This window comes from uncultured Microbacterium sp. (assembly GCF_937927635.1).
Taxonomy (GTDB): Bacteria; Actinomycetota; Actinomycetes; order Actinomycetales; family Microbacteriaceae; genus Microbacterium.
This window is the reverse complement of the sequence record NZ_CALBRW010000017.1, coordinates 288,036-312,756: the sequence shown is the minus strand read 5'-3', so window position 1 is coordinate 312,756 and position 24,721 is coordinate 288,036. Positions and strand designations below refer to the sequence as shown.

The window sequence follows — 24,721 nt, the reverse complement described above, 5'->3', positions numbered from 1 at the left end:
GCGCCCTGTTGTGCGGTTCAGAGTGCGTGGAGCGGTTTTCCGGCCAGTGCGAGGAACGCCTCGCCCAAGGCCTCGCTCTGGGTGGGATGCGCGTGGATCAGGGGAGCGATGTCCTCCGGGTGCGCCTCCCACGAGACGGCCAGCTGTCCCTCGGTGATCAGTTCGCCGACGCGGTCGCCGAGCAGATGCACGCCCAGGATGGGGCCGTCCTTGCGGCGGACGACCTTGACGGTGCCCGCCGTGCCGATGATCTCGCTCTTGCCGTTGCCCGCGAGGTTGTACTCGTAGGAGACGACGGCATCCGCTCCGTGCTCGGCGACGGCGGCCGCCTCGGTGATGCCGACGGATGCCACCTCCGGGCTGCAGTACGTGACACGCGGGATCTGCGTCTCAGGGAGCGGAGCGACGTCCATGCCGGCGATGCGCTCGGCGACGGCGATGCCCTGCAGGAACCCGCGGTGCGCGAGCTGCAGTCCTGGCACGATGTCGCCGACGGCCCACAGGCCGGGCACGCCCGTGCGCAGCTGCGGGTCGACGATCACGAAGCCGCGCTCGATCGTGAGCCCCGCCTCCTCGAAGCCGAGGTCCGCGGTGGCGGGACCGCGGCCGACGGCGACCAGCAGGTAGTCGGCGCTGAACGTCTTGCCGTCCTCGAGCGTGACGGTGACCTGGTTCTCGTCCTGCTCGGCGGTCTGGAACCGCGTGCCCAGGTTGTAGGCGATGCCCTTGCGGCGGAACGCGCGCTCCAGGCCCTTGCTGAGCGTGATGTCCTCGTTGGGCACCAGATGCGGCAGAGCCTCGACGATGGTGACGTCGGCGCCGAAGGAGTGCCAGACGCTGGCGAACTCCACGCCGATGACACCGCCGCCCAGGATGATCACCTTGGAGGGGATCTCGCCCAGCTCGAGCGCCTGCTCGCTGGTGAGGATCCGTCCGCCGATCTCCAGGCCCGGCAGGGTGCGGCTGTACGAGCCGGTGGCCAGCACCACGTCGGCGCCGACGTAGCGGTCCTCGCCGACCGTGATCGAGCGGTCCTTCTCGAGATGACCCTCGCCCGCCACCACCGTGATGCCGCGGGCCTTGATGAGCCCCTCCAGGCCCTTGAACTTCTTGGCGACGATGTTCTCGCGGTAGGCGGTGACCCCCGCCGCATCGATCGCGTCGAGCGTGGCGGTGATGCCGACGGATGCCGCGCCGCGCACGTGATCGGCGACCTCGGCCGCGTGCAGCAGCGCCTTCGTGGGGATGCAGCCGCGGTGCAGGCAGGTGCCCCCGACCTTGTCCTTCTCGATCAGGGCGACCTTCTTGCCCAGCTCGCTGGCGCGCAGCGCCGCGGCGTAGCCGCCGCTGCCGCCGCCGAGGATGACGACATCGAACTCGTGCACGGACATCATGCCTCCTTGACGGATGCGCGGGCGAAAGCGATGAGGGAGCGGACAGCGGCCCCCGTGGGGCCCTTCTCCGTGAATCCGTACGGCGAGCCCTTGTGCTCGGCGGAGCCGGCGATGTCCAGGTGCACCCACGGGATGCGGGGCGCGTCGGCGGCATCCGAGGTGCGGCCGACGAAACGCTGCAGGAAGAGGCCTGCGAACAGCGAGCCGCCGGAGCGGTCGCCCATGTTGGAGTTGATCATGTCGGCGATCTGCGACTCGAGCAGGTCCTCCATGTACTCCGGCAGCGGCAGCGGCCAGGCCGGCTCGCCGACGGTCTCGGCCGCGACCAGGTACTCGGCCACCGCCTGCTCCTCGCCCATCACGCCGGTGTGGCGCATGCCGAGGGCGGTGATGATGGCGCCGGTGAGCGTGGCGACATCGAAGATGACGTCAGGCTGCTCGCGGCTGGCGGCGACCAGGCCGTCGGCCATGACCAGACGCCCCTCGGCGTCGGTGTTCAGCACCTCGACGGTCTGGCCGTCCAGCATCCGCAGCACGTCGCCGGGACGCGTGGCGTGGCCGGAGGGCATGTTGTCGGCGATGCACATCCAGGCGGTGACGCGCACGGGCAGGCCCAGCTGCGCGATGGCGCGGGTGGTGGCCAGCACGGTGGCAGACCCGGCCATGTCGAACTTCATGCCGACCATGCCCGTCGGCGGCTTCAGCGAGAGCCCGCCGGTGTCGAAGGTGATGCCCTTGCCGACCAGCGCGATGTGGCGCACGGCGTTCGCAGGGGAGTAGCTCAGGCGCACCAGGCGCGGAGGGCGGTCCGAACCGCGCCCGACGCCCAGGATGCCGCCGAAGCCCTGCTTGGAGAGCTGAGCCTCGTCGAGGATCTCCACCTCGACGGGAGTGCCGGACACGGCATCCGCCGCCGACTGTGCCAGCTGCGCCGGACTCTGCCACTCGGCGGGGATGTTGACCAGGTCCTTGACCAGCGCGACGGCGTCCGCCACGATGCGGGCATCGTCCAGCGCGTGCTCACCGATCGCGGGCGCGTGCAGCACCACGGAATCCGCGCGCTGCGGCTTCTTCTCGGAACGGTAGTCGTCGAAGCGGTAGCCGCCCAGCAGGGCGCCCTCGGCGGCGGCATCCGCGAACTGCTCCAGGCCCGGTGCGAAGCCGATCGAGACCGTGGCGAAGCCGGTCAGCGTGCGCACGGCGGTGGCCACGGCATCCCGTACGCTCTCGGCGGTCGGGGCGGACCCGGCGCTGACGACGGCGAACGGCCGGTCGCTGACCTCGGGAACGTGGACGCGCGTGCTTGCCGACGCGGTGCCCTTGTATCCGATGCCCTCGAGGGCGGCGGACAGTCCCGGGTATCCGTCCAGCGCCTCGTGGGCGGTGGCGGGGTCGGGGATGACGAGCACTGCGGCGTCTGCAGCGATTCCTGGGAACGGATCGGTGGTGTGCGAGATCGCGGGAAGCGTCATGACTCCATCCTAGGGATCGCCCGCCCGGCGCCGCGGACACCCTCGGGGCCGTGTTCGCTGTCAGCATGAGCGGGGCCGCATGACGCCCCCTGCTCGTAGCATTGACCCATGCCCTTCTCCGCGCCGCTGTACGAGTCGATCGCCGGAGCACCCGATGTGCCCACCGGCCTTCCCCTGGTCATCCTGCTCACGGGCTTCACCGACGCCGGCAACGCCGTGTCGGGGCTGATCGACCACCTGCAGGACACCACCTCCCCGCAGCCGCTCATCTCCTTCGACAACGACGTGCTGCTGGACTACCGCGCCCGCCGTCCGGTCATCGTGTTCGACCAGGACCATCTCACCGAGTTCCGCCCCGCGCGGCTAGAGCTCTCGCTCGCGCACGACGCGCTGGGACAGAAGTTCCTGCTGCTGGCCGGCTACGAGCCGGATTTCGCCTGGAACGCGTTCACGGATGCCGTGGTCAGCTTCGCGGAGGGTTTCCAGGTCGCCTCGGTGTCGTGGATCCATTCGATCGCCATGCCGGTGCCGCACACCCGGCCGCTGGGCACGACCGTCAGCGGCAACCGCCGCGAGCTGATCGCCGCGCATTCGGTGTGGCGGCCTCGCACGCAGGTCCCCGCCACGGCCGGGCACCTGCTGGAGTACCGGCTGATCCAGCACGACATCCGCGTGGCGGGATTCGTGCTGCTGGTGCCGCACTACCTGGCCGACACCGAGTACCCCGACACCGTGATCACCGCCGCCGACCGGCTGATGGTCGCCACCGGACTCGTGCTGCGCATGGACGAGGTGCACCAGAGCCGCGAGGAGTACCACGCCCGCGTCGAGGAGCAGGTGCGGGGCAACGAGGAGCTCACCAACATGGTGCACACCCTCGAGCGCCGGTACGACGCGTACATGGCCGGCCGAGAGGACGACGGCGAGGCGGATGCCTCGTTCGATGAGCGCGATCTGCCCAGCGCCGACGAGCTGGCGGCCGAACTGGAGCGCTATCTCGCCGATCGCCGCACCGGCGACGACGACAAGCACAGCTGACGCGACGCGCCTGTGCATGGTGGAGGACGTCGGCCGCTCTCATGTGTGTGATAATGGTCGTCTGACCCGTTGTCAAGCACCGATTCTCGTGATCGGGCTTGACAAGGGTCTTACTAGTGTCCGAAAAGGCCCGGAGCGCGTGCACCGCTCCATGAAAGGCGAAACGTGACCCCTGCCACCACGAAGAAGACCCGGACGACCGCCAAGAAGACCGCTGCCGAAGAGGTCGAGGTCGTCGAGACCGCGGATGCCGCCGCTGAGGCCGCCCCCGCGAAGAAGGCCGCAGCCAAGAAGGCTCCCGCCAAGAAGGCCCCGGCGAAGAAGACTCCCGCCAAGCGCGCTTCCCGCAAGAAGGCCGACACCCCCGAGATCGACGACGAGGCCGTCGACACCGCCGAAGCCGAGGAGGAGGACGGCGAGAAGAAGCCCGTCTTCACCGAGGCTCTGCCCACCGGTGCCATCGTCATCTCCTCCAAGGACGAGGACGACGCACCGGTCTACTCGGCGCAGATCACCGGCGCCACCGCCGACCCGGTCAAGGACTACCTGAAGCAGATCGGAAAGGTCGCACTGCTGAACGCGGCCGAAGAGGTCGAGCTCGCGATGCGCATCGAAGCGGGGCTCTTCGCCGAGGAGAAGCTGTCGGGCATGGCCGCGGCCGAGAAGTCCAGCCAGCTGGGCCTCGACCTGCAGTGGGTCGCCCGCGATGGCCAGCGTGCCAAGAGTCACCTGCTGGGCGCCAACCTGCGTCTGGTCGTCTCGCTCGCCAAGCGCTACACCGGTCGCGGCATGCAGTTCCTGGATCTCATCCAGGAGGGCAATCTGGGCCTGATCCGCGCGGTCGAGAAGTTCGACTACACCAAGGGCTTCAAGTTCTCCACCTACGCCACCTGGTGGATCCGCCAGGCCATCACCCGCGCCATGGCCGACCAGGCGCGCACCATCCGCATCCCGGTGCACATGGTCGAGGTCATCAACAAGCTCGCTCGCGTGCAGCGGCAGATGCTGCAGGACCTGGGCCGCGAGCCCACGCCCGAGGAGCTCTCCCGCGAGCTGGACATGACGCCCGAGAAGGTCGTCGAGGTGCAGAAGTACGGCCGCGAGCCCATCTCGCTGCACACCCCGCTCGGCGAGGACGGCGACAGCGAGTTCGGCGACCTCATCGAGGACACCGAGGCCGTGGTCCCGGCCGACGCCGTGGGCTTCACCATGCTCCAGCGTCAGCTGGAGCAGCTGCTGGACTCCCTGTCCGAGCGCGAGGCCGGAGTCATCCGGATGCGCTTCGGCCTGGGCGACGGCCAGCCCAAGACGCTCGACCAGATCGGCGACACCTTCGGCGTCACGCGCGAGCGCATCCGCCAGATCGAGTCCAAGACCATGGCCAAGCTGCGGCACCCCAGCCGTTCGCAGTCGCTGCGGGACTACCTCGAGTGATGGCGGAGGCGAACAAGGGCAAGGCCCTCAGCGTCGACGTCGACGGCGTCTCGTACCAGCGCATCCCGATCCGCACCACAGTGGTGATGCCGGGCGATGACCTGGACGCCGTCGTGCGGCAGTTCACCGCCGGGCAGCTGCAGCAGGGCGACCTGCTGTTCGTGACCGAGAAGATCGTCGCGATCACGCAGGGGCGCTCGTTCCAGATCGACGAGATCGAGCCGCGGGGGCTGGCGCGGTTCCTGTCGAAGTACGTCACGCGCACCACCTACGGCATCGGCCTGGGCATGCCCGAGACCATGGAGATGGCGCTGCGCGAGTGCGGCACGCCGCGCATCCTGCTGGCTGCGGCCGTCTCGGCCGTGACCAAGCTGTTCGGCCGTCGCGGTGACTTCTACCGAGTGGCGGGCTACCGTGCCCGCTCCATCGACGGACCCACGAAGCACACCATTCCGCCGTACAACACGGCCGTGGTGCTGGGCCCGGAGAAGCCCGCGCAGGTCGCCGAGCACCTGCAGGGTCTGCTGGAGGTCAAGGCCGACGTGGCCGTCGTGGACATCAACGACATCGGCGGCAACATCCTGGGCTCCACACTCGATCGTGCCGGTGAGGCGCGCCTGGTGCGCATCCTCAAGGACAACCCGCTGGGTCAGGGCCACGAGTCCACCCCGCTGGGGATCATCCGCACAGCCTGACGGCAGCGGATCGGACGCATGGGACTCGGTCGCGCCAGCGCGCTGATCGCCGCAGGGACGCTCACCTCGCGGATCACGGGGCTGCTGCGCGCGACCGTCCTGGTCGCCGCCGTCGGCAGCATCGGTCAGGCGACCGACGCATTCGCGACCGCCAACCAGCTGCCGAACGCCATCTACCAGGTGATATCGGCAGGCCTGCTGACCGGCGTGATCGTGCCGCAGGTGGTGCGTGCCAGCGCGCAGAAGGACGGCGGGCACGCGTTCCTCGCGAAGCTGCTGACGATGGGCATGATTCTCGTCGGCGGTGTCACGGTCGTCGCCGTGTTCGCGGCCCCGGCCCTGGTCTCGCTGTACGCACCGCACTACCAGGGAGCGCAGTACACGCTGGCCGTGGCATTCGCGTACTGGTGCATCCCGCAGCTCTTCTTCTACGGCATGTTCGCGCTGCTGGGGGAGATCCTCAATGCCAGGCGCGTGTTCGGCCCCTACGCGTGGGCGCCCATCAGCAACAACATCGTCTCCATCGTCGGCTTCCTGGCGTTCATGATGATGTTCGGCGGCGACCGGCGCATCGCCTCGGAGTGGACTCCGGAGATGATCGCGCTGTTCGCCGGCACGGCGACCCTCGGCATCGTCGCGCAGACCATCGTGCTGCTGTTCTTCTGGCGTCGAGTGGGGATCCCGCTGCGACTGGACTTCCACTGGCGCGGCATGGGCCTGGGCACGCTGGGCCGGCTCGCCACGTGGACCCTGATGACCACTCTGCTCGGCCAGCTGGTCGGCATCGTGCAGTCCTCCGTCGTCACCGCCGCATCCGGCGACCACCCCTCCGTGCAGGCATCGGGGCTGGCCTGGCTGGTGTACATGGTCCCGTACTCGGTGATCATCCTGGCCATCGGCACCCCGTACTTCACCCGCCTCAGCGAGCATGCCTCGGCGGAGCGCCACGATCACGTGCGGGACGACATCGGCCAGTCCATCCGCGTGCTGGGGGTGCTGGTGATGGCGGGCACCGCCGCGGTAGCCGCAGCGTCTGTCGCCGCCACCCGGGTGTTCAGCAGTTCCGCAGCGGATGCCGTGATCACCGCGCCGGTGCTGCTGGCGTACCTGGTGAGCCTGATTCCGATGGCAGTGCTGTTCATCGTGCAGCGCACGTTCTACGCCTACGGCGACGCCCGCACCCCGTTCGTGTTCACGATCGTGCAGGCCGTGCTGGTGCTGACCGGCACGATCGTGGTCTCGTTCACCACCCCGCTGGCCTGGATGGCGGCGGTGGTCGCGCTCGTGCAGTCGTGCGCGGGCATCCTGCAGACCGTGCTCGCCACGATCCTCTTGCGTCGCAAGCTCGGGCCGCTCGGACTGATGCCGACGTGGCTGGCGCTGCTGCGCTTCGCGGTCGCGGCGATCCCGGCAGGGCTCGCCGGCTACGGCGTGTACCTGCTGTCCGGCGGCGCGCAGGGCTGGATGCTGAACAGTCAGCTGATGGGTGCCGTGGGCTCGTGCGTGATCGGCGCCGTCGTGGCGGTCGTGTACGCGGCGCTGCTGGCGGTGCTGCGGGTCCCCGAGCTGCGCATCGCGCTGGATGCCGTGCGCCGACGCGGCTGAGTCGGCCGGTCGGCGCACGTCGACGCGGCGCCGGCGGCCTCAGCGCTTGTCGACGATGTCAGCGCCGATGGCGTCGCGGTAGCGGTGCAGCAGACCGGTGCGGATGCCGGACGCCGAGGGCTTCATCTGGAACACGCTGGAGTTGTGGTTCGCCTCGATGAGCGCCGGACCCTCCGGGGTGATCGCGATGTCCCAGCCCACGTACGGGACGGTGGGCAGCCGCGTGGAGGCCTCCGTCACCATCTCGACCACGCGGTCGAAGAACGGCACGCGGATGCCCTTGATGGTCATGCCGGTCCTCGGGTGCTCGCGGTAGATGTTGGACTGCTTGTCCACGGCCGGGTACAGTGCCACGCCCTCGTCGTCGAGCATGGTGAACATGCCGCCCGAGGCGAAGTTGTCGATGACGGCGCCGTTGCCGATGCGCAGCACCGAGGCGATCACGTGCAGCTCGCCGTGCGGGTCGCGATAGGTGATCATGCGCACGGTGTTCACGCTGTCGGGGTAGACGGCGTTCAGGTCGTCGTGCTGCGCGAGCACCTGCTCCAGGAGCGTCTGATCGTTCGCGACGAGCTCGGCGCGCCAGGCGGCGACGTCCGTGATCTCGGCGGACTCGTAGATGGAAATGCCGGCCCCGCCCTCGCCGGCGGCGGGCTTGGCGATCACTCGCGGATGCCGGCTGAGGAAGTCGCGGGTCTCGTCATCCGTGGCGGTGGCCGCATCGATCCACTCGCGGTGCGTGAGGTCGGCGAAGTCGATCAGGAACTGCTTCTTGTCCTGCAGCAGCTGCCTGGCCTCGGGTGCGTTGAGCGTCTTGTTCAGACGGAACGCCTTCGGATGCGTCATCCAGGTGCGCCGCTCGGCCGCCTTCAGCATCCGGATGTCCCACACGACGTAGTCGCGGAAGCCCATCTCGTAGCGCACCGAGCACCACAGCATGTCGCCGATGATGACGGGTACCGGGGCCTTCGAGATCCTCTTCACCTGGTGGGCGAGCTCGAGGAGCTGAGTCGGATTCAGACGCCGAGCCCGGTCGAAGAGGTACCGGATGCGCAAACGCTTCTGATCCACCGAACCAGGCTAACAGACCCGTGTTCCCGGGGTTCTCCGGGGCGGAGCCACTACTATGAGACGGTCCCACCCGTCCTGACGAGAGGTTGCCTGTGTCCCGAGATGTCGCTGCGACGGCGCGCCTGAAGTACCTGATGAAGCGTGCACTGGCATCCGGCCCCTCCCGGGTCTGGGCGTTCGCGACGCAGATCGCGAAGGAGCAGGGCAAGTGGGCACCGAAGATCTTCGTGGACATGCTCATCTGGGCGGCGTTCCACGACACGGCGTACATCGACTACTACGAAGCCGACTTCGCGCTGCTGACCAGGGCCGAACGCAAGACGTTCATGACCTCGCTCGTGCAGCACCACCTGGCCGAGGCCCTGAACGACAAGGTCGACGCCCTGCAGTTCCAGGACAAGCTCGCATTCAACAAGCGCTTCGCCGCCTACCTGGGCCGCGAGTGGATGGACCTCGAGGACAGCACCCCGGAGGACTTCCGCTCCTTCGTGGAGCGGCATCCGATCATCATCGCGAAGAAGCCCGTCGGACGCGAGGGCAAGGGCGTCTTCCGCTATGACACCGCGGAGCACTCCGACATCGACGCGCTGCGGGCCGAGCTCCGCGAGCGCGGTGAGCGCCTGATCGAAGAGCCCATCGTGCAGCATCCGTACCTGGCCAAGTACTGCGCCGGCACGGTCAACACGACGCGCGTGGCGACCTTCTTCGACGGTGAGAAGGTGCACGTGCTGATGACCGCGCAGAAGTTCGGACGCGGCGCCGTCAGCGACCAGTTCACCTGGGGCGGCTTCTTCTCGATGATCGACGAGAACGGGAAGTCCTTCGGCCCCGGCCACACCGGCAAGCACATCAGCCGCTACGTGACGCACCCGGAGTCGGGGGAGTCCATCGTCGACTTCCAGGTGCCGCTGTGGGACCAGGTGCTGGAGATCGTGGACCGCGCGGCGCGCGAGATCCCCACCGTGCCGTACGTCGGCTGGGATGTCGCCGTCGGTCCCGACGGGCCCATGATCATCGAGGGCAACTGGACCCCCGGCCTGTACGAGACGCGCGTGAGCGCCACGGGGATCCGCACCGGCAGCCGCGCACGTCACCTTCCCGTGATCGAGGCCAGTCGCCGATGACGCTTCCGCTGACGAGCAGCACGCGCGTGCTCGTCGACGCGTCGGTGCTGCGCCGCCGCGCCGCCGCAGTCGCCGGGGGGATGCTCGCAGACCTGCGCGGTGACGCCTACGGACACGGAGCGCTCGAGGCCGCCCGGATCGTGTCCGCCGCCGGCGTTCCTGAGGTGCTCGTGGATCCGGATCAGGTCGATCGGCTTCGAGGAGCCGGCATCCGCGCGCGCCGCGACGGGGTTCCCGATGTCGACGCCTCCGCGCTGTACGGGATCCCGTCTGCACCCGCCATGACCCTGCGCGGCCAGGTGATGTCGACCAAGCGGCTGCTGCCCGGCGATGCCGTGTCGTACGGGTACACGTATCGCGCGGAGCGCGAGAGCACGGTGGCCCTGGTCACCGGCGGCTACGCTCAGGGCATCGTGCGGGCTCTCAGCAACCGGGCGCTGGTCGAGGTCGGGGGTGTGCTCTGCCCGATCGTCGGGCGCGTCGCGATGGACGTCTGCGTGGTCGATGTGAGCGCGGTGGACCCCGTGGTGGGTGATGAGGTGGTCTACTTCGGTGGCACGGGTCCCGCCCGCGATCAGCTCGAGAACTGGGTGCGTGTCAGTGGCCTGACCGCCGGTGAGCTCGTGACCATCGTCGGGCTCAAGGGGGATCGCGAATGGACCGAGTGAACGCACCCGAGCTGGTCATCTCGCGAGGACGGCTCGTCGACAACATCTTCGCCGTCCAGCGGCGGATCGCGCCCTCAGAGCTCATGGTCGTCATGAAGGACGATGCGTACGGTCATGGCATCGAGGCCGTCGTCGACGCGATCACGGCATCCGACGCGGTCGTGCGCTGGTTCGGCGGCTACGACATCCCCACTTCGCTGCGCATCCGTGCGCGTGCCGGCACGGGCCCCCGGGTGTTCGCCTGGGCCACTTCCAGTGAGGACGAGGCGCGCGCCGCGATCAGCGCCGACATCGATCTCGGGGTTGGCACCGAGCCGTACCTCCAGCAGGTGATCCGTGCTGCTGAGGCGCTGCATGCCACCGCGCGCGTGCACCTGAAGATCGACACGGGCCTGCACAGGAACGGCTTCCGCCCCGAGGAGTGGGGTCGGGCGGTGGACGCAACCCTGGAGGCGGAGCGGCGCGGTTCGATCGTGCTGGAGGGCGTCTGGAGTCACCTCGCGGAGGCCAGCGACGAGGAGGACGACGAGGCGGCAAGCGCGTTCGATCAGGCTGTCGCTGCTGTGCGAGCCGCCGGCGGGTCGCCGCAGGCACTGCACCTCACCGCTTCCGCCGCGTCGTGGTGGCGGCCCGAGCTGCGGGGGACGGTCAGCAGGATCGGCGCGTTCTGCTACGGCATCCGCTCAGGCGACGGGCCCCGGCTTCCCGGTGTCGCACCGATCGCTTCGCTCGTCGCGCCCGTCGTGCGGGTGGACGGCGCGGGGGTGGAGGTCGGCATCGGCGCACTGGACGGTCTGCCCACGACGCTGGTCGGCGCCGAGGTCGGGACCCCGGCGGGACCGCGGCGGATCACGGCGGTCGACGCCTCGAGGGTCACGCTCGAGGCCTGGGCGGATGCCGCCGTCGGCGACCTCGTGCATGTCTTCGGACCGGGGGAGCACGGCGAATCGGACGCGACCACCCTCGGCGAGCACATCGGATCGATCGGCGAGGAGATCCTGTTGAGGCTCTCCCCGCGGATCAGGCGGACCTTCGTCGACTGACGGTCAGTCCGGTCGGCTGACGATCAGTTCGCGTCGATGAGGCGCGCGGTCTCGTCATGCCAGCTGGTGGCGACGGCGCGCAGCTTCTCCTCGTACTTGCGGCCGTGGTGTGCGCAGAAGAGCATCTCCGTGCCGTTCACCTCGGCGGCGATGTAAGCCTGCGCCCCGCAGGAATCGCAGCGGTCCATCGCGGTGAGGCGGTACGGGAGGGTCTCTCGCTCAGTCGTAGCGTTCATCTCAGTGCCTCCTCAATAGGGTTCTGTCCGATTCGAGATCGTGCTCAATACAACCACGCGCGGCTGTGGTGCATGCCCGGTTTGCGGCGTGTTTCGCTCAGCGCGTACGCGCGGGGCCCCGGTACTGCGGCGAGGGAGTGTCGTGGCCTGGCGCAGTGCCGGCTCGAAATAGAATCGAACATTGTGACAGCCGAGTATTCCGCCCATCATCTCCAGGTGCTCGAGGGGCTCGAAGCCGTCCGCAAGCGCCCCGGCATGTACATCGGATCCAACGGATCGCCGGGCCTCATGCACTGCCTCTGGGAGATCATCGACAACTCCGTCGACGAGGCCATCGCCGGCACCGGTACCAAGATCGACATCGTGCTGTACGAGGACGGCAGCGTGCAGGTCTCCGACCGCGGCCGCGGCGTGCCCGTGGACATCGAGCCGCGCACCGGCCTGACCGGCGTCGAGGTGGTCTACACCAAGCTGCACGCGGGCGGGAAGTTCGGCGGCGGCTCGTACACGGCATCCGGCGGTCTGCACGGCGTCGGCGCCTCGGTCGTGAACGCGCTCTCCGAGCGACTGGACGTGGAGGTCGACCGCGGCGGCAAGACCTACGCCATGTCCTTCCGCCGCGGCGAGCCCGGCGTCTTCGCCGACGACGGCGAGCCGCATCCGGACTCGCCGTTCACGCCGTTCGAGAAGCGCAGCGAGCTGCGCGTGATCGGCAAGGTGGCCAAGGGCGTCACCGGTACGCGCGTGCGGTACTGGGCGGACCGGCAGATCTTCACGAAGGATGCCGCGTTCCAGCTGAACGAGCTGGTGACCCGTGCCCGTCAGACCGCGTTCCTCGTGCCTGGCCTGGAACTCATGGTGCGCGATGAGCGGCCCTCGGATGACAGCGAGGGGCCGGTCGAGACCTCGTACCACTACGAGGGCGGCATCTCCGAGTTCGTCGACTTCCTGGCATCCGATGCGCCGATCACCGACACCTGGCGCATCCAGGGCAGCGGGCACTTCACCGAGACGGTGCCGGTGCTGCAGCCCAACGGGCACATGAAGCCAGAAGAGGTGCAGCGCGAGTGCCAGGTCGACATCGCGCTGCGCTGGGGGACCGGCTACGAGACCGTCGTGCGCTCGTTCGTGAACATCATCGCCACGCCCAAGGGCGGCACGCACCAGCAGGGCTTCGAGCAGGAGCTGCTGAAGTCGCTGCGCGGTCAGGTGGAGCAGAACTCCCGCCGACTGAAGGTCGGCAACGACAAGCTCGAGAAGGACGACGTGCTGGCGGGTCTCACCGCGGTGCTGACCGTGACGGTGCCCGAGCCGCAGTTCGAGGGCCAGACCAAGGAGGTGCTCGGCACCCCGGCCGTGCGCTCCATCGTCGCGAAGGTGCTGCGCACGGCGCTGGCCGAGCGGTTCAGCTCCACCAAGCGCGACGACAAGAACCAGGCATCCATGCTCCTGGACAAGATCGTCTCCGAGATGAAGGCTCGCGTCTCAGCGCGTGCGCACAAGGAGACCCAGCGGCGCAAGAACGCGCTGGAGTCCTCGTCGCTGCCGGCCAAGCTGGTCGACTGCCGGTCCAGCGACGTGTCGCAGTCCGAGCTGTTCATCGTGGAGGGCGACTCGGCTCTCGGCACGGCCAGGCACGCGCGCAACAGCGAGTTCCAGGCGCTGCTGCCCATCCGCGGCAAGATCCTCAACGTGCAGAAGGCGTCGGTCAGCGACATGCTGAACAATGCGGAGTGCGCGGCCATCATCACCACGATCGGCGCGGGCTCGGGGCGTTCGTTCGACCTGTCGCAGGCGCGGTACGGCAAGATCATCCTGATGAGCGATGCCGACGTCGACGGGGCGCACATCCGCACGCTGCTGCTGACGCTGTTCTTCCGCTACATGCGTCCCATGGTCGAGGCCGGACGGATCTTCTCGGCGGTGCCGCCGCTGCACCGCGTGATCGTGGTGAACCCCGGCTCCAAGCCCAACGAGACGATCTACACGTACTCGGAGGCCGAGCTGCACGCCCTGCTGGCCAAGCTGCAGAAGGCGGGCAAGCGCTGGCAGGATCCGATCCAGCGGTACAAGGGCCTCGGCGAGATGGATGCCGATCAGCTGGCCACCACGACGATGGACAAGGGCGGGCGGCTGCTGCGTCGCGTGACGATCCAGGATGCCGAGGCGGCGGATGCCGCGGTGCGCACCTTCGAGATGCTGATGGGCAGCGAGGTGGCGCCGCGTCGCGAGTTCATCATGAGCTCCAGTGACCGCCTGAGCCGCGACTCCATCGACGCGTGACCGCGGGCCCGGAGCGGGCCGCTGATTCCTTCTCCCGGGCCGCTGAGCACGCGTCGAGGGATCAGCCGATCGCGGTGCCGATGGAGCCGATCACGGCGTCGAGGGGCTGGCCGGAGGCGTCGCGCTTGGCGCCGGACTCGGGCAGCTTGCGCGTGGCGCCGTCGGAGCCGATGGCGCGGGGCTCGATGCCCACCCAGGCCAGGGTCAGCCGATCCTCGCCCTTCAGGAACGCGTGCGCGCGCACGCCGCCGGTGGCGCGACCCTTGCCGGGGAACTCGGCGAACGACGAGACCTTGGCACGACCGGCATCCGCTCCTGCCAGCATCCCGTCAGAGCCCGACACGGTGACGACCTCGGCGTCCTCCGCCGCATCGACGACGGTGAACGAGATGACCTCCGAGCCGGAACCCAGCTTGATGCCGGCCATGCCGCCTGCGGGCGCGCCCTGCGGGCGGACGCTGCCGGCGGAGAAGTGCAGCAGGTGCGCATCGGAGGTGACGAAGACCAGTTCTGCGTCGTCGGATGCCGGCGCGGCGCCGATCACGACGTCCTTCGGCTTCAGTCCGATGATCTCCAGTTCGGGGCGCACGGCCAGCGCGGACGGGACGATGCGCTTGACCACGCCGTCTCTGGTGCCCAGCGCCAGGGGAGTGTCGTCGTCGAAGCGGATCAGTGCCAGCACCCGCTCGCTCCGGTCCGTCAGTCCGAGATAGTCGTGGATGCGCACGCCGGCACCCAGGCCCACCGAGGTGGCAGGGACCGCGGGGATGTCGACCGGCGTGAACCGCAGCACACGGCCCGTGCTGGTCACGGCCCCGATCTCGCTGCGCGTGCTCGTCGAGAGCGTCGCCTGGATGGCGTCGTGCTTGCTGCGCCGCGCGGGCGTGGTGATCGCGGCATCCGCCTCGAGATCCACGCGCACGGCGCGACCCGTCGTCGACAGCAGCACGGTGGTCGGCGCGTCGGCGATCTGCAGCTGCGCTGCGGTCTTGGTCGTCCGGGCCTTCGGAGGAGCGGCGTTCAGCAGCAGCGTGCGGCGTGGGGTGCCGAAGGTCTCGGCGACATGGTCGAGCTCCCGTGCGACCTGCGCGCGCACCAGCGCGGGGTCGCTCAGCAGCTTCTCCAGCTCGGCGATCTCGGCCAGCAGCTTGTCGCGCTCGGTCTCCAGCTCGATCCGGGAGAACTTCGTCAACCGGCGCAGGCGCAGCTCGAGGATGTACTCGGCCTGCACCTCGTCGAGGTCGAACACCTGCTGCAGGCGCGTGCGGGCGGTCTCGGAGTCGTCCGAGGAGCGGATCACCTGGATGACCTCGTCGATGTCCAGGATGGCCAGCAGCAGGCCGCGCACCAGGTGCAGCCGCTCGTTGCGGCGCGCCAGGCGGAAGCGGCTGCGTCGCTCGACGACGCCGATGCGGTGCTGCAGGTACACCCGCAGCAGCTCCTTCAGGCCCAGCGTGCGCGGCTGGCCCTCGACGAGTGCGACGTTGTTGATCGAGAACGAGTCCTCCAGCGGGGTGTACCGGAACAGCTGCTCCAGGACCGCCGCCGGATCGAAGCCCGTCTTGACGTGGACGACCAGCCGCAGGCCGTTCTTCCGGTCGGTGAGGTCGTGCACGTTGCTGATGCCCTGCAGCTTCTTCGCGTTGACGGCATCCTTGAGCTTCTCGATCACCCGCTCCGGACCCACCTGATACGGCAGTTCGGTCACGACGATGCCGGTCTTGCGCGGCCCCAGCGACTCGATCGAGGTCTTGGCACGCAGCTTGAACGCGCCGCGCCCGGTCTCGTAGGCCTCCTTCACACCGTCCAGGCCCATCAGGATGCCGCCGGAGGGGAAGTCCGGCCCGGGCACGAACTCCATGAGCTCGGCCGTGGTGGCGTCGGGATTCTCCAGCAGGTGGGTCGCCGCCGCGATGACCTCGATGAGGTTGTGCGGGGCCATGTTCGTGGCCATGCCGACGGCGATGCCGCTGGCGCCGTTGACCAGCAGGTTGGGGAACGCCGCGGAGAGCACCGCCGGCTGCTGGAACTGGCCGTCGTAATTGGGGACGAAGTCGACGACGTCCTCGTCGAGGTTCTCCGTCATCGCCAGAGCGGATGCCGCCAGCCGCGCCTCGGTGTATCGGGAGGCCGCGGGGCCGTCATCCAGAGACCCGAAGTTGCCGTGCCCGTCGACCAGCGGCACGCGCAGCGCGAAGTCCTGCGCCAGGCGCACCAGCGCGTCGTAGATGGCGGAGTCGCCGTGCGGGTGCAGCTTTCCCATCACCTCGCCGACGACGCGCGCGCTCTTGACGTGACCGCGGTCGGGGCGCAGCCCCATCTCGGCCATCTGGTACAGGATGCGCCGCTGCACGGGCTTGAGGCCGTCGCGGGCATCGGGAAGCGCCCGCGAGTAGATGACCGAGTAGGCGTACTCCAGATACGAGCCCTGCATCTCCTGGGAGAGGTCGATGTCCTGGATGCGCTCCTGGACGGGCTCGGATGACGAGGGCTTTGGCATGGACTTCCTGCTGGACGCTCGGGGTGGACTCGCGATCGCGCCCGGATGCGGCGCGGCGGGATGCCTGTGAAAGACTGACCCGGATGCCTCTCATGCTACCGTCCAGCCCGGATTCGACCCGGAGCATCGCCGGGGTGGCGCCCCAGCTGCTCGCGGCGCTGAGCGGTGCCCCCCGCGGCCTCGGTCGCGCCCGATCGGCGGTGCTGGTGGTCATGGACGGCGTGGGCGCCATCCCGCTGCGCGCGCATGGCGGGCACGCCCGCACGCTGAACGCGGCCTTGGGGAAGAAGGATGTCGCCGGCGCCGTCTTCCCGACCACCACGGCCGCCGCGCTGACGACGCTGCTGACCGGTGTCGCGCCGGGGGAGCACGGCATGGTCGGCTACCGGGTGCGGCATCCGCAGCGCGACGTGCTGGTCAATCAGCTGCGGGAGTGGGAGTCGGCCGGCATCGATCCGTACACCTGGCAGGCGGCGCCGACGATCTTCGAGCAGGCATCGGATGCCGGGCATCCCGCCTTCGTGGTGGGGATCGCCGAATACGCGAACTCGGGGCTGACCCGTGCGACACTGCGCGGTGCGGAGTTCCGCGCGGCGCGGTCGCCGGCCGATCGCGTGGAGCTGGCATGGGAGCTGGCGGATGCCCACGATGGTGCCCTGGTGTACTGCTACCTGCCCGAGGCCGACAAGGCCGGGCACAAGCACGGCGTCGACTCGGCGGCGTGGACGGCCGCGCTGGAGGACATCGATGCGGCACTCAGCCGCCGCGTCCCCGACGGCGTGGGCGTGCTCGTCACCGCCGATCACGGCATGGTCGACGTGCCCGCGCATCGGCAGGTGATGCTGGACGCGGCCGGTGGCTGGCATGACGGCATCCGCCACATCGGCGGCGAACCGCGGATGCTGCACGTCTACACGGAACCCGACGCCGACACCGCAGCGATCCTGGCGCGCTGGCGCCGCGATCTGGAGGGCCTCGCTGACGTCATCAGCAGGACCGAGGCCATCGACGCCGGGATGTTCGGGCCGATGGTGACGGATGCCGCGCGCGAGCGCATCGGCGACATCCTCGCCGTGGCGCACTCCAATCGGGCCCTGTATGACGCCGAAGCGGCCGATCAGCGCGGCCGCGGCATGGTGGGGCAGCACGGCGCTCTCACGCCGGAGGAGTGGCGCGTGCCGTTGATCAGGATGGGCGCCTTCGCGTCCTGAGCGAGGACCCGGGCGGTCCTACTCGTCGGTGCGGGCGCCGAAGACGATCTCGTCCCAGCTGGGCAGTGCGTTACGGCGCTTGCGCCGACCGGAGGCGGACTCCGCAGGCTCCGGCTCGGGTACGGGCGTGGGCTCGGGGTCGTCGTCCTCGTCGAGCGCGTCGAAGAGCGCGATCGGAGACGCCTCATCGTGCTCCTCGGCATCGAACAGGGGAGCGGTCTCGCGCTGCCCGCGGCGGCGGCGCAGCGCTTCCAGCAGGTCGGCGGTCTCAGCGCCGGGGTGGCTGTCCTCCGGCGCGCGACGTGCGGCGGCCTCCTGGACGGCGGCGCTGGAATGCTCGGGCTGCTCGAAGACGACGGGGACCTCCTGAGCGGGCTCCTCGGGGGTGGGCAGCAGCCTGGGCCCGAACGCGCCGGAGTCGAAACGGCTGTCGTCCTTGTACGGCGAGACGCGCTCGGTGTCGACGGCGCGCAAGCGCGGGATCAGGCCCTCGGGCAGCGAACCCTGGCGGGACAGCTGCGTCGCGTCGGCGTTGAGCGGGGAGAGCGTGCTGCGGCGGGGGTCGAAGCCCCAGCGCGCGTCGTGCTCCACCTCGTCCGCGATGAACTCCAGCTTGACGGTCCAGCCGGACTCGTCCTTCCAGCTGACCCAGCGCTCGTCAGAGGCGTGCAGGTCGGCGAGCTTGGCGCGCACCGCCACGCCGAAGGTGGGCTGCGCATCCGGCTCGACCTCGCTGCCGATGAGCACGGGGACGGCCAGTGCCTGGTCGACGATGTGCTCGCGCTCGGCGAGCACAGGTCCCTCGAAACGCGCGACATCCTCTTCGCTGACGCCCAGCAGGGCGGCGACCTCCGCGGCGGACAGTCCTGCCCGGATCTGCGTCTGGATGTCGCGGGGGCTCGCGGCCAGGCGCGCCACCACGGGCTCCGCCTCACGGGTCGCTCGACGGACCTCGCGGTGCAGCACGTCGTCGATGGGGAGCGCGAAGCGCTGCCCGGACTCGGTGGCGAGGACGAGGACTCCCGCTTCTGTTCCGACGATGGTGACGTTTTCCATACCGATGCCCCTCTGGTGGGTGTGCGTTCATGGTGTCACGACCACCTGTGGAGGGGCGGGAATACCGTGGGCGCGCCGTGAGTTTTCCAGGCAGAGCTTGAAAGCATTTGCGAAATCGCTCCCGGTCGTGCAAACTGACGCCCGCTGAACACCCGAATCAGCTCCCCCAAAACCCACTCGTACCACGGAAGTGGAGATTCACCACATGGCAACCGACTACGACGCGCCCCGCAAGAGCGACGACGACTCCGAGTCGATCGAAGCCCTCAAGGAACGCGTGCCGAACAACAAGTCCGGCGCAGGCGATGTCGAGGATTCCGACAACCCCACGCCGTTCGACCTCCCCGGGGCCGATCTCTCCGACGTGGAGGACGTTGTCGTCGTCCTCCCGGCGCAGCAGGACGAGTTCACCTGTATGAGCTGCTTCCTCGTGAAGCACCGCTCGCAGCTGGACCACGAGGCACCCGAGGGCCCCATCTGCAAGGAGTGCGCCGCCTGACGCATCTCGAGAAGCACCACGCGCCCCGGCCGATTCGGCACGGGGCGCGTTCTGTGCGTGGCGTCAGTCGTCGGATGCCGCTGCGGCGGCGCGCGCTGTGCGGATCGCCGCGGCGAGTCGATCCGGCATCCGCGTGGAGATGGTCCACGACCTCATCGGGTCGGCAGGATCGGTGATCGGAACGACCACCAGGCCGTCGATGCCGCCGCGAATCAGATGCCAGCCGTCGTGCGCGATGTCACGACCGCGCCGGTCGCGGGCGTCCTGACCGGTGAAGTGCTCGGGCTCGCCGAGCCATCGCGCGTCGATGTGCGCGCGCCCGGCGTACAGGGTCGTGCCGTTCACGCGCACGACGGGGGCCAGCAGGATGCTGGCGGTCACCAGTACGAGCGAGACCACCGCTCCGATGACGCCGGCGAGGCTGGCGGCGACCGGCAGGAAGACCAGGGAGGCCATCGGGCCCATCAGGGCGATCGTGATCAGCATCCACAGACTCGGGGACAACCGCTCGCGGTGGACGTCGCGGGTTTCCAGGGGGGTGTTCTGCATTAGCCTCATGGGGTGACTCATTCCGTTGCCATCCCCATTATCTCCGCACAGGTGCCGCACTACGCCAATCCGGGCGACGCCGGCGCCGACCTGGTATCCACCGAGTCCGTGCGGCTGGAACCGGGGGAGCGGGCTCTCATCGGCACGGGAGTGCGCATCGCGCTGCCGGACGGCTATGCGGCTTTCGTCGTGCCCCGCAGCGGCCTGGCGGCCAAGCACGGCATCACGATCGTCAACTCGCCCGGCACCGTGGATGCGGGCTACCGGGGAGAGATCAAGGTGAGCCTGCTGAACACCGACAGCAAGGACGCGTACGATGTGGCGGTCGGTGATCGCATCGCGCAGCTGATCGTGATGCCCGTGATCCAGGCGCGCTTCGAACCCGTCGAGGCGCTGCCGGACAGCATCCGCGGCGAAGGCGGCTTCGGGTCCACCGGCTACACCCAGGGAAAGAGCGAATGACTGAAGAGATCGAACCCACGCCCACGCTGAAGTCGGCGCCGGAGGACCGGGCCACCGCGGGGCCGTTCGACGACACCGAGGCGAACCCGGTTCGCCCGTACATCGACCTCGGCGGCATCAAGGTGCTGCCTCGCGAGGGCCTGAACCTTCGCCTGGAGGTCGAGGAGCAGACCAAGCGCATCGTGGCGGTCGGGCTGGACTACGCGAACTCGTCGCTGCAGGTGCAGCCGTTCGCCGCACCGCGCACACGCGGGCTGTGGGAGGAGACCCGGGTGCAGCTGCGCGACCAGATCCGCACTCAGGGCGGCCGCGTCGAGGAGCGCGAGGGCGCATTGGGCCGCGAACTGCTCGCCGAGGTGCCGATGACAGCCGCCGAGGGATCCGGCATGCGTCTGGCGCGCTTCATCGGCGTCGATGGCCCCCGGTGGTTCCTCCGTGGCGTGATCGGCGGCGAGGCGGCATCCGACCCCGCCGCAGCCGAGCAGGTCGAGGATCTGTTCCGCTCCATCGTCGTGGTGCGCGGCGGCTCTCCGATGCCCCCGCGCGACCTCATCCCGCTGAAGATGCCCTCCACTCCGGGCGCGGCGTGAGCCGACCCGACGACGAGCAGTCGTCTGCCGACGCGGATTCGCCGGCGCAGGCGGATGCCGGAACTGGAGCGGATGCCGGAACCGGAGCGGATGCCGCAGAGCCGACCGCCGCGGAGCTGATCGGAGCCGCGCTCAGCGGCGCCGCGAGGCGCGCGGGGCTGAGCTCTGACGGCGGCGAGCGCACTCAGACCGTGGTCTGGAGCGCGATGGGCGGCTGGCGAGGCATCCTCGAATCCGTCCTGCCCAGCCTGGCGTTCGTGGTGCTGTTCACCGTGCGGCCGGAGCCGCTGCTGCTCTCCCTGGGCGTGTCGGTGGGGCTGGCCGCGGTGTTCACCGTGGTGCGTCTGGTGCAGAAGTCGCCGCCATCGGCCGCCATCGGCGGCCTGGTCGCCGCCGGCGCCGCAGCCGGGCTCGCGCTGTGGACCGGCCGTGGCGCCGACAACTTCGTCCCGGGGCTCATCACCAACGCGCTCTACGGCTCGGCCATGATCATCGCAGCGCTGGTCGGCTGGTCCCTGATCGGGCTGGCCGTCGGATTCCTGATGGGGGAGGGCACCGCCTGGCGGGCGGACCGGCGCAAGCGCCGTGCCTTCTTCTGGCTGGGCATCGCCTGGGGCGTGCTGTTCTTCGCGCGCCTGGCCGTGCAGCTGCCGCTGTATCTCACCGATCAGGTCACTCTGCTGGGCACGCTGAAGCTCATCATGGGGCTGCCGCTGTTCGCCCCGATGGTGGCCGTCACCTGGCTGGTGGTGCGCGCGCTCTACCCGCGCGCCGAGTGAGCCGAAGGCCTGTTCCTCTGCTAGATTTATCTTGACATCAAGATAAATCTCGGGCTTTCGCCCGGACGTCGAGCGGCGCAGACTGGTAAGGCGAGCCTTGCTAGCCTCCGCGTGGTCTTGGCGAGCAAGATGAAGTCGCCTGTCGCTCCCATCAGAACAGAAGGAGACGGATACGTGTCCACGGTGAACAGCTTCGGTGCGAAGAGCACCCTGACGGTCGGCAGTACCGACTACGAGATCTTCCGGATCGACGCGGTTGCCGGTCATGAGAAGCTCCCCTACAGCCTGAAGGTTCTGCTTGAGAACCAGCTGCGCACCGAGGACGGCAAGAACGTCACGAAGTCGCAGATCGAGGCGCTCGGCTCGTGGGACCCCACCGCGGAGCCCAACACCGAGATCCAGTTCACGCCTGCGCGCGTCCTCATGCAGGACTTCACCGGCGTGCCCTGCATCGTCGATCTCGCCACCATGCGCGAGGCCGTCACAGACCTCGGCGGCGACCCGAACAAGATCAACCCGCTCTCGCCCGCTGAGATGGTCATCGACCACTCCGTGATCGCCGAGCTCTTCGGCGCGGAGAACGCCCTGCAGCGCAACGTCGAGATCGAGTACCAGCGCAACGGCGAGCGCTATCAGTTCCTGCGCTGGGGCCAGACCGCGTTCGACGACTTCAAGGTCGTCCCGCCGGGGACCGGCATCGTCCACCAGGTCAACATCGAGCACCTGGCCAAGGTCGTCTACGACCGCACCGTCGACGGCGTGCTGCGCGCCTACCCCGACACGCTGGTCGGCACCGACTCGCACACCACCATGGTCAACGGCCTGGGCGTGCTGGGCTGGGGCGTCGGCGGCATCGAGGCCGAGGCCGCCATGCTGGGCCAGCCCGTCTCCATGCTGATCCCGCGCGTGGTGGGCTTCAAGCTCACCGGCGAGATCCCCTCTGGTGTCACCGCCACCGACGTGGTGCTCACGATCACCGACATGCTGCGCCAGCACGGCGTGGTCGGCAAGTTCGTCGAGTTCTACGGCGCGGGCGTCGCCGCCGTGCCGCTGGCCAACCGCGCCACGATCGGCAACATGTCGCCGGAGTTCGGCTCCACGGCTGCGATCTTCCCGGTCGACGACGTGACCCTCGACTACCTGCGCCTGACCGGACGCACCGACGAGGCCGTCGCTCTCGTCGAGGCGTACGCCAAGATCCAGGGCATGTGGCACGACGCCACGAGCGAGCCCGTGTACAGCGAGTACATGGAGCTCGACCTCGGCACGGTCGTTCCCTCGATCGCCGGCCCGAAGCGTCCGCAGGACCGCATCCTGCTGTCCGAGGCCAAGTCGCAGTTCGAGAAGGACATCCTCAACTACGCCACGCCGTTCACCACCGACGAGCTCGCCGACCTCGAGTCGAAGCACTCGTTCCCGGCATCCGACCCCGGTCAGGTCCCCGGTGAGGAGAACCCCGTCACCCGTCCGGTGCACATCAGCAGCGGCGCACCCGCCAACGCCTCTAAGCCGGTGCCGGTGACCAACCCCGCGGGCGAGGAGTACATCCTCGACAACGGCGCGGTCACCCTCGCGGCCATCACGTCCTGCACCAACACCTCCAACCCGTCGGTCATGGTGGCTGCCGGCCTGGTGGCGCGCAAGGCGCTGAAGAAGGGCCTGAAGCAGAAGCCGTGGGTGAAGACCACACTGGCCCCTGGGTCCAAGGTCGTCACCGACTACTACGAGAAGTCGGGTCTGAACGAGGATCTCGAAGGCCTCGGGTTCTACACCGTCGGGTACGGCTGCACGGTGTGCATCGGAAACTCCGGCCCGCTGATCGACGAGGTCTCGGCCGCCGTCAACGAGCACGACCTGGCCGTCACCGCGGTGCTCTCCGGAAACCGCAACTTCGAGGGGCGCATCAGCCCGGACGTGAAGATGAACTACCTGGCCTCGCCGCCGCTGGTCATCGCCTACGCCCTCGCCGGCTCGATGCACTTCGACTTCGACACCGACCCGCTCGGCCAGGACACCGAGGGCAACGACGTGTTCCTGAAGGACATCTGGCCGACCTCGGCCGAGGTGCAGGAGATCATCGACTCCTCCATCTCCCGCGAGCAGTTCATCAAGCAGTACGCCACCGTCTTCGACGGCGACGAGCGCTGGACGAGCCTGCCCACGCCGACCGGCCCGATCTTCGAGTGGGACGAGAACTCGACGTACGTGCGCAAGGCCCCGTACTTCGACGGCATGACCATGGAACTCACCCCGGTCTCCGACATCAGCGGTGCCCGCGTGATGGCGGCCCTGGGAGACTCGGTCACCACCGACCACATCTCGCCCGCCGGCGCCATCAAGCCCGGCACCCCTGCTGCGCAGTACCTGCAGGAGCACGGCATCGAGCGCAAGGACTTCAACTCCTTCGGCTCGCGTCGCGGCAACCACGAGGTGATGATCCGCGGCACGTTCGCGAACATCCGACTGAAGAACACCATCGTCAAGGCCGTCAACGACGGGAAGCAGATCGAGGGCGGGTACACCCGCGACTTCACCCAGCCCGGTGGTCCGCAGGCGTTCATCTACGACGCCTGCCAGAACTACCAGGCGCAGGGCGTGCCGCTGGTCGTCTTCGGCGGCAAGGAGTACGGCTCCGGCTCGTCGCGCGACTGGGCCGCCAAGGGCACCACGCTGCTGGGCATCAAGGCCGTCATCGCCGAGAGCTTCGAGCGCATCCACCGCTCGAACCTCATCGGCATGGGCGTCGTGCCGCTGCAGTTCCCCGACGGTCAGTCGTGGGAGTCGCTGGGCCTGGACGGCACCGAGATCGTCTCGATCGAGGGCCTGACCGAGCTCAACGACGGCACCACGCCGAAGACCGTCAAGGTCACGGCCACGCCGAGCGAGTTCTCCGCCGAGGGCCGTGAGCCGGTCTCGTTCGATGCGGTCGTCCGCATCGACACACCCGGTGAGGCGGACTACTACCGTCACGGCGGCATCCTGCAGTACGTGCTGCGGTCGCTGGTCTGACAC

General features: G+C 69.0%; 21 protein-coding genes. 14 read left to right on the top strand and 7 right to left on the bottom strand.

The window, feature by feature from the left end:
* Nucleotides 1–17 precede the first annotated feature (17 nt).
* On the bottom strand, nucleotides 18–1,391 hold the full coding sequence (lpdA, locus tag Q0568_RS08130) for a dihydrolipoyl dehydrogenase (protein WP_298865103.1): 1,374 nt from the start codon (nucleotides 1,389–1,391) through the stop codon (nucleotides 18–20).
* Entirely contained in the window at nucleotides 1,391–2,866 is a 1,476-nt protein-coding gene (locus Q0568_RS08125) for a leucyl aminopeptidase (RefSeq protein WP_298865100.1), read from the bottom strand. Before Q0568_RS08125 ends, lpdA begins: the two co-directional genes overlap by 1 nt.
* 108 nt (nucleotides 2,867–2,974) lie before the next feature.
* On the opposite strand from Q0568_RS08125, the gene Q0568_RS08120 reads away from it, so the two are divergent.
* The 4 genes from Q0568_RS08120 to murJ all read left to right on the top strand — a co-directional run bounded on the left by Q0568_RS08120 (nucleotide 2,975) and on the right by murJ (nucleotide 7,638).
* Nucleotides 2,975–3,904: a proteasome assembly chaperone family protein gene (locus tag Q0568_RS08120; protein ID WP_298865097.1), complete on the top strand. Its 930-nt coding sequence runs from the start codon at nucleotides 2,975–2,977 to the stop codon at nucleotides 3,902–3,904.
* A gap of 165 nt (nucleotides 3,905–4,069) precedes the next feature.
* Entirely contained in the window at nucleotides 4,070–5,338 is a 1,269-nt protein-coding gene (locus Q0568_RS08115) for an RNA polymerase sigma factor (RefSeq protein WP_298865069.1), read from the top strand.
* Complete coding sequence (locus Q0568_RS08110; protein WP_298865066.1) at nucleotides 5,338–6,033, top strand: coenzyme F420-0:L-glutamate ligase; 696 nt, start codon at nucleotides 5,338–5,340, stop codon at nucleotides 6,031–6,033. Before Q0568_RS08115 ends, Q0568_RS08110 begins: the two co-directional genes overlap by 1 nt.
* Nucleotides 6,034–6,051: 18 nt before the next feature.
* Complete coding sequence (murJ, locus tag Q0568_RS08105; protein ID WP_298865063.1) at nucleotides 6,052–7,638, top strand: murein biosynthesis integral membrane protein MurJ; 1,587 nt, start codon at nucleotides 6,052–6,054, stop codon at nucleotides 7,636–7,638.
* A gap of 39 nt (nucleotides 7,639–7,677) precedes the next feature.
* Here murJ and Q0568_RS08100 read toward each other — a convergent pair whose 3' ends face one another.
* Nucleotides 7,678–8,709, bottom strand: coding sequence for a sugar-transfer associated ATP-grasp domain-containing protein (locus Q0568_RS08100; protein WP_298865060.1), 1,032 nt, complete (start codon nucleotides 8,707–8,709; stop codon nucleotides 7,678–7,680).
* A gap of 92 nt (nucleotides 8,710–8,801) precedes the next feature.
* Here Q0568_RS08100 and Q0568_RS08095 point away from each other — a divergent pair, with 92 nt between their 5' ends.
* The 3 genes from Q0568_RS08095 to Q0568_RS08085 are packed head-to-tail and all read left to right on the top strand — an operon-like array spanning nucleotide 8,802 to nucleotide 11,544.
* A complete protein-coding gene (locus Q0568_RS08095) occupies nucleotides 8,802–9,833 on the top strand; it encodes a sugar-transfer associated ATP-grasp domain-containing protein (RefSeq protein ID WP_298865057.1) in 1,032 nt (343 codons plus the stop codon).
* On the top strand, nucleotides 9,830–10,501 hold the full coding sequence (locus tag Q0568_RS08090; protein ID WP_298865054.1) for an alanine racemase C-terminal domain-containing protein: 672 nt from the start codon (nucleotides 9,830–9,832) through the stop codon (nucleotides 10,499–10,501). Before Q0568_RS08095 ends, Q0568_RS08090 begins: the two co-directional genes overlap by 4 nt.
* Nucleotides 10,489–11,544 carry an alanine racemase gene (locus Q0568_RS08085; RefSeq protein ID WP_298865051.1) on the top strand — a complete coding sequence of 352 codons (1,056 nt, stop codon included), beginning with the start codon at nucleotides 10,489–10,491 and terminating at the stop codon, nucleotides 11,542–11,544. Before Q0568_RS08090 ends, Q0568_RS08085 begins: the two co-directional genes overlap by 13 nt.
* Before the next feature lie 23 nt (nucleotides 11,545–11,567).
* Here the strand turns inward: Q0568_RS08085 and Q0568_RS08080 are convergent, their stop codons facing one another.
* The gene (locus tag Q0568_RS08080) at nucleotides 11,568–11,780 is read right to left on the bottom strand and encodes a hypothetical protein (protein ID WP_298865048.1); all 213 of its coding nucleotides are present in this window, start codon (nucleotides 11,778–11,780) and stop codon (nucleotides 11,568–11,570) included.
* A gap of 183 nt (nucleotides 11,781–11,963) precedes the next feature.
* Here Q0568_RS08080 and Q0568_RS08075 point away from each other — a divergent pair, with 183 nt between their 5' ends.
* Complete coding sequence (locus Q0568_RS08075) at nucleotides 11,964–14,063, top strand: DNA topoisomerase IV subunit B (protein ID WP_298865046.1); 2,100 nt, start codon at nucleotides 11,964–11,966, stop codon at nucleotides 14,061–14,063.
* Nucleotides 14,064–14,124: 61 nt separating this feature from the next.
* Here the strand turns inward: Q0568_RS08075 and Q0568_RS08070 are convergent, their stop codons facing one another.
* Nucleotides 14,125–16,563, bottom strand: coding sequence for a DNA topoisomerase IV subunit A (locus tag Q0568_RS08070; protein ID WP_298865043.1), 2,439 nt, complete (start codon nucleotides 16,561–16,563; stop codon nucleotides 14,125–14,127).
* Nucleotides 16,564–16,646: 83 nt separating this feature from the next.
* Between Q0568_RS08070 and Q0568_RS08065 the strand changes: the two genes are divergently transcribed.
* Entirely contained in the window at nucleotides 16,647–17,774 is a 1,128-nt protein-coding gene (locus tag Q0568_RS08065) for an alkaline phosphatase family protein (protein WP_298865040.1), read from the top strand.
* Nucleotides 17,775–17,792: 18 nt separating this feature from the next.
* On the opposite strand, the gene sepH is transcribed toward Q0568_RS08065, so the two are convergent.
* The gene (sepH, locus tag Q0568_RS08060; protein ID WP_298865037.1) at nucleotides 17,793–18,830 is read right to left on the bottom strand and encodes a septation protein SepH; all 1,038 of its coding nucleotides are present in this window, start codon (nucleotides 18,828–18,830) and stop codon (nucleotides 17,793–17,795) included.
* A 205-nt stretch (nucleotides 18,831–19,035) separates the two neighbouring features.
* Here sepH and Q0568_RS08055 point away from each other — a divergent pair, with 205 nt between their 5' ends.
* Nucleotides 19,036–19,329: a DUF4193 domain-containing protein gene (locus tag Q0568_RS08055; RefSeq protein ID WP_298865034.1), complete on the top strand. Its 294-nt coding sequence runs from the start codon at nucleotides 19,036–19,038 to the stop codon at nucleotides 19,327–19,329.
* A 63-nt stretch (nucleotides 19,330–19,392) separates the two neighbouring features.
* Here Q0568_RS08055 and Q0568_RS08050 read toward each other — a convergent pair whose 3' ends face one another.
* Entirely contained in the window at nucleotides 19,393–19,878 is a 486-nt protein-coding gene (locus Q0568_RS08050; protein ID WP_298865276.1) for a DUF3093 family protein, read from the bottom strand.
* A gap of 12 nt (nucleotides 19,879–19,890) precedes the next feature.
* On the opposite strand from Q0568_RS08050, the gene dut reads away from it, so the two are divergent.
* The 4 genes from dut to Q0568_RS08030 all read left to right on the top strand — a co-directional run bounded on the left by dut (nucleotide 19,891) and on the right by Q0568_RS08030 (nucleotide 24,718).
* The gene (gene dut / locus Q0568_RS08045; RefSeq protein WP_298865032.1) at nucleotides 19,891–20,340 is read left to right on the top strand and encodes a dUTP diphosphatase; all 450 of its coding nucleotides are present in this window, start codon (nucleotides 19,891–19,893) and stop codon (nucleotides 20,338–20,340) included.
* On the top strand, nucleotides 20,337–20,930 hold the full coding sequence (locus Q0568_RS08040) for a DUF3710 domain-containing protein (RefSeq protein WP_298865029.1): 594 nt from the start codon (nucleotides 20,337–20,339) through the stop codon (nucleotides 20,928–20,930). Before dut ends, Q0568_RS08040 begins: the two co-directional genes overlap by 4 nt.
* Nucleotides 20,931–21,046: 116 nt before the next feature.
* Complete coding sequence (locus tag Q0568_RS08035; protein WP_298865274.1) at nucleotides 21,047–21,709, top strand: DUF3159 domain-containing protein; 663 nt, start codon at nucleotides 21,047–21,049, stop codon at nucleotides 21,707–21,709.
* 129 nt (nucleotides 21,710–21,838) lie between these two features.
* Nucleotides 21,839–24,718: an aconitate hydratase gene (locus Q0568_RS08030; RefSeq protein ID WP_298865025.1), complete on the top strand. Its 2,880-nt coding sequence runs from the start codon at nucleotides 21,839–21,841 to the stop codon at nucleotides 24,716–24,718.
* The last annotated feature ends 3 nt before the right edge of the window (nucleotides 24,719–24,721 follow it).

Excerpts from the sequence above, each read along its gene's own strand:
- lpdA (WP_298865103.1), bottom strand. The coding sequence starts at position 1,391 with ATGTCCGTGCACGAGTTCGATGTCGTCATCCTCGGCGGCGGCAGCGGC.
- Q0568_RS08125 (WP_298865100.1), bottom strand. The coding sequence starts at position 2,866 with ATGACGCTTCCCGCGATCTCGCACACCACCGATCCGTTCCCAGGAATC.
- Q0568_RS08120 (WP_298865097.1), top strand. The coding sequence starts at position 2,975 with ATGCCCTTCTCCGCGCCGCTGTACGAGTCGATCGCCGGAGCACCCGAT.
- Q0568_RS08110 (WP_298865066.1), top strand. The coding sequence starts at position 5,338 with ATGGCGGAGGCGAACAAGGGCAAGGCCCTCAGCGTCGACGTCGACGGC.
- murJ (WP_298865063.1), top strand. The coding sequence starts at position 6,052 with ATGGGACTCGGTCGCGCCAGCGCGCTGATCGCCGCAGGGACGCTCACC.
- Q0568_RS08090 (WP_298865054.1), top strand. The coding sequence starts at position 9,830 with ATGACGCTTCCGCTGACGAGCAGCACGCGCGTGCTCGTCGACGCGTCG.
- Q0568_RS08085 (WP_298865051.1), top strand. The coding sequence starts at position 10,489 with ATGGACCGAGTGAACGCACCCGAGCTGGTCATCTCGCGAGGACGGCTC.
- Q0568_RS08080 (WP_298865048.1), bottom strand. The coding sequence starts at position 11,780 with ATGAACGCTACGACTGAGCGAGAGACCCTCCCGTACCGCCTCACCGCG.
- Q0568_RS08070 (WP_298865043.1), bottom strand. The coding sequence starts at position 16,563 with ATGCCAAAGCCCTCGTCATCCGAGCCCGTCCAGGAGCGCATCCAGGAC.
- Q0568_RS08065 (WP_298865040.1), top strand. The coding sequence starts at position 16,647 with ATGCCTCTCATGCTACCGTCCAGCCCGGATTCGACCCGGAGCATCGCC.
- sepH (WP_298865037.1), bottom strand. The coding sequence starts at position 18,830 with ATGGAAAACGTCACCATCGTCGGAACAGAAGCGGGAGTCCTCGTCCTC.
- Q0568_RS08055 (WP_298865034.1), top strand. The coding sequence starts at position 19,036 with ATGGCAACCGACTACGACGCGCCCCGCAAGAGCGACGACGACTCCGAG.
- Q0568_RS08050 (WP_298865276.1), bottom strand. The coding sequence starts at position 19,878 with ATGCAGAACACCCCCCTGGAAACCCGCGACGTCCACCGCGAGCGGTTG.
- Q0568_RS08040 (WP_298865029.1), top strand. The coding sequence starts at position 20,337 with ATGACTGAAGAGATCGAACCCACGCCCACGCTGAAGTCGGCGCCGGAG.
- Q0568_RS08030 (WP_298865025.1), top strand. The coding sequence starts at position 21,839 with ATGAAGTCGCCTGTCGCTCCCATCAGAACAGAAGGAGACGGATACGTG.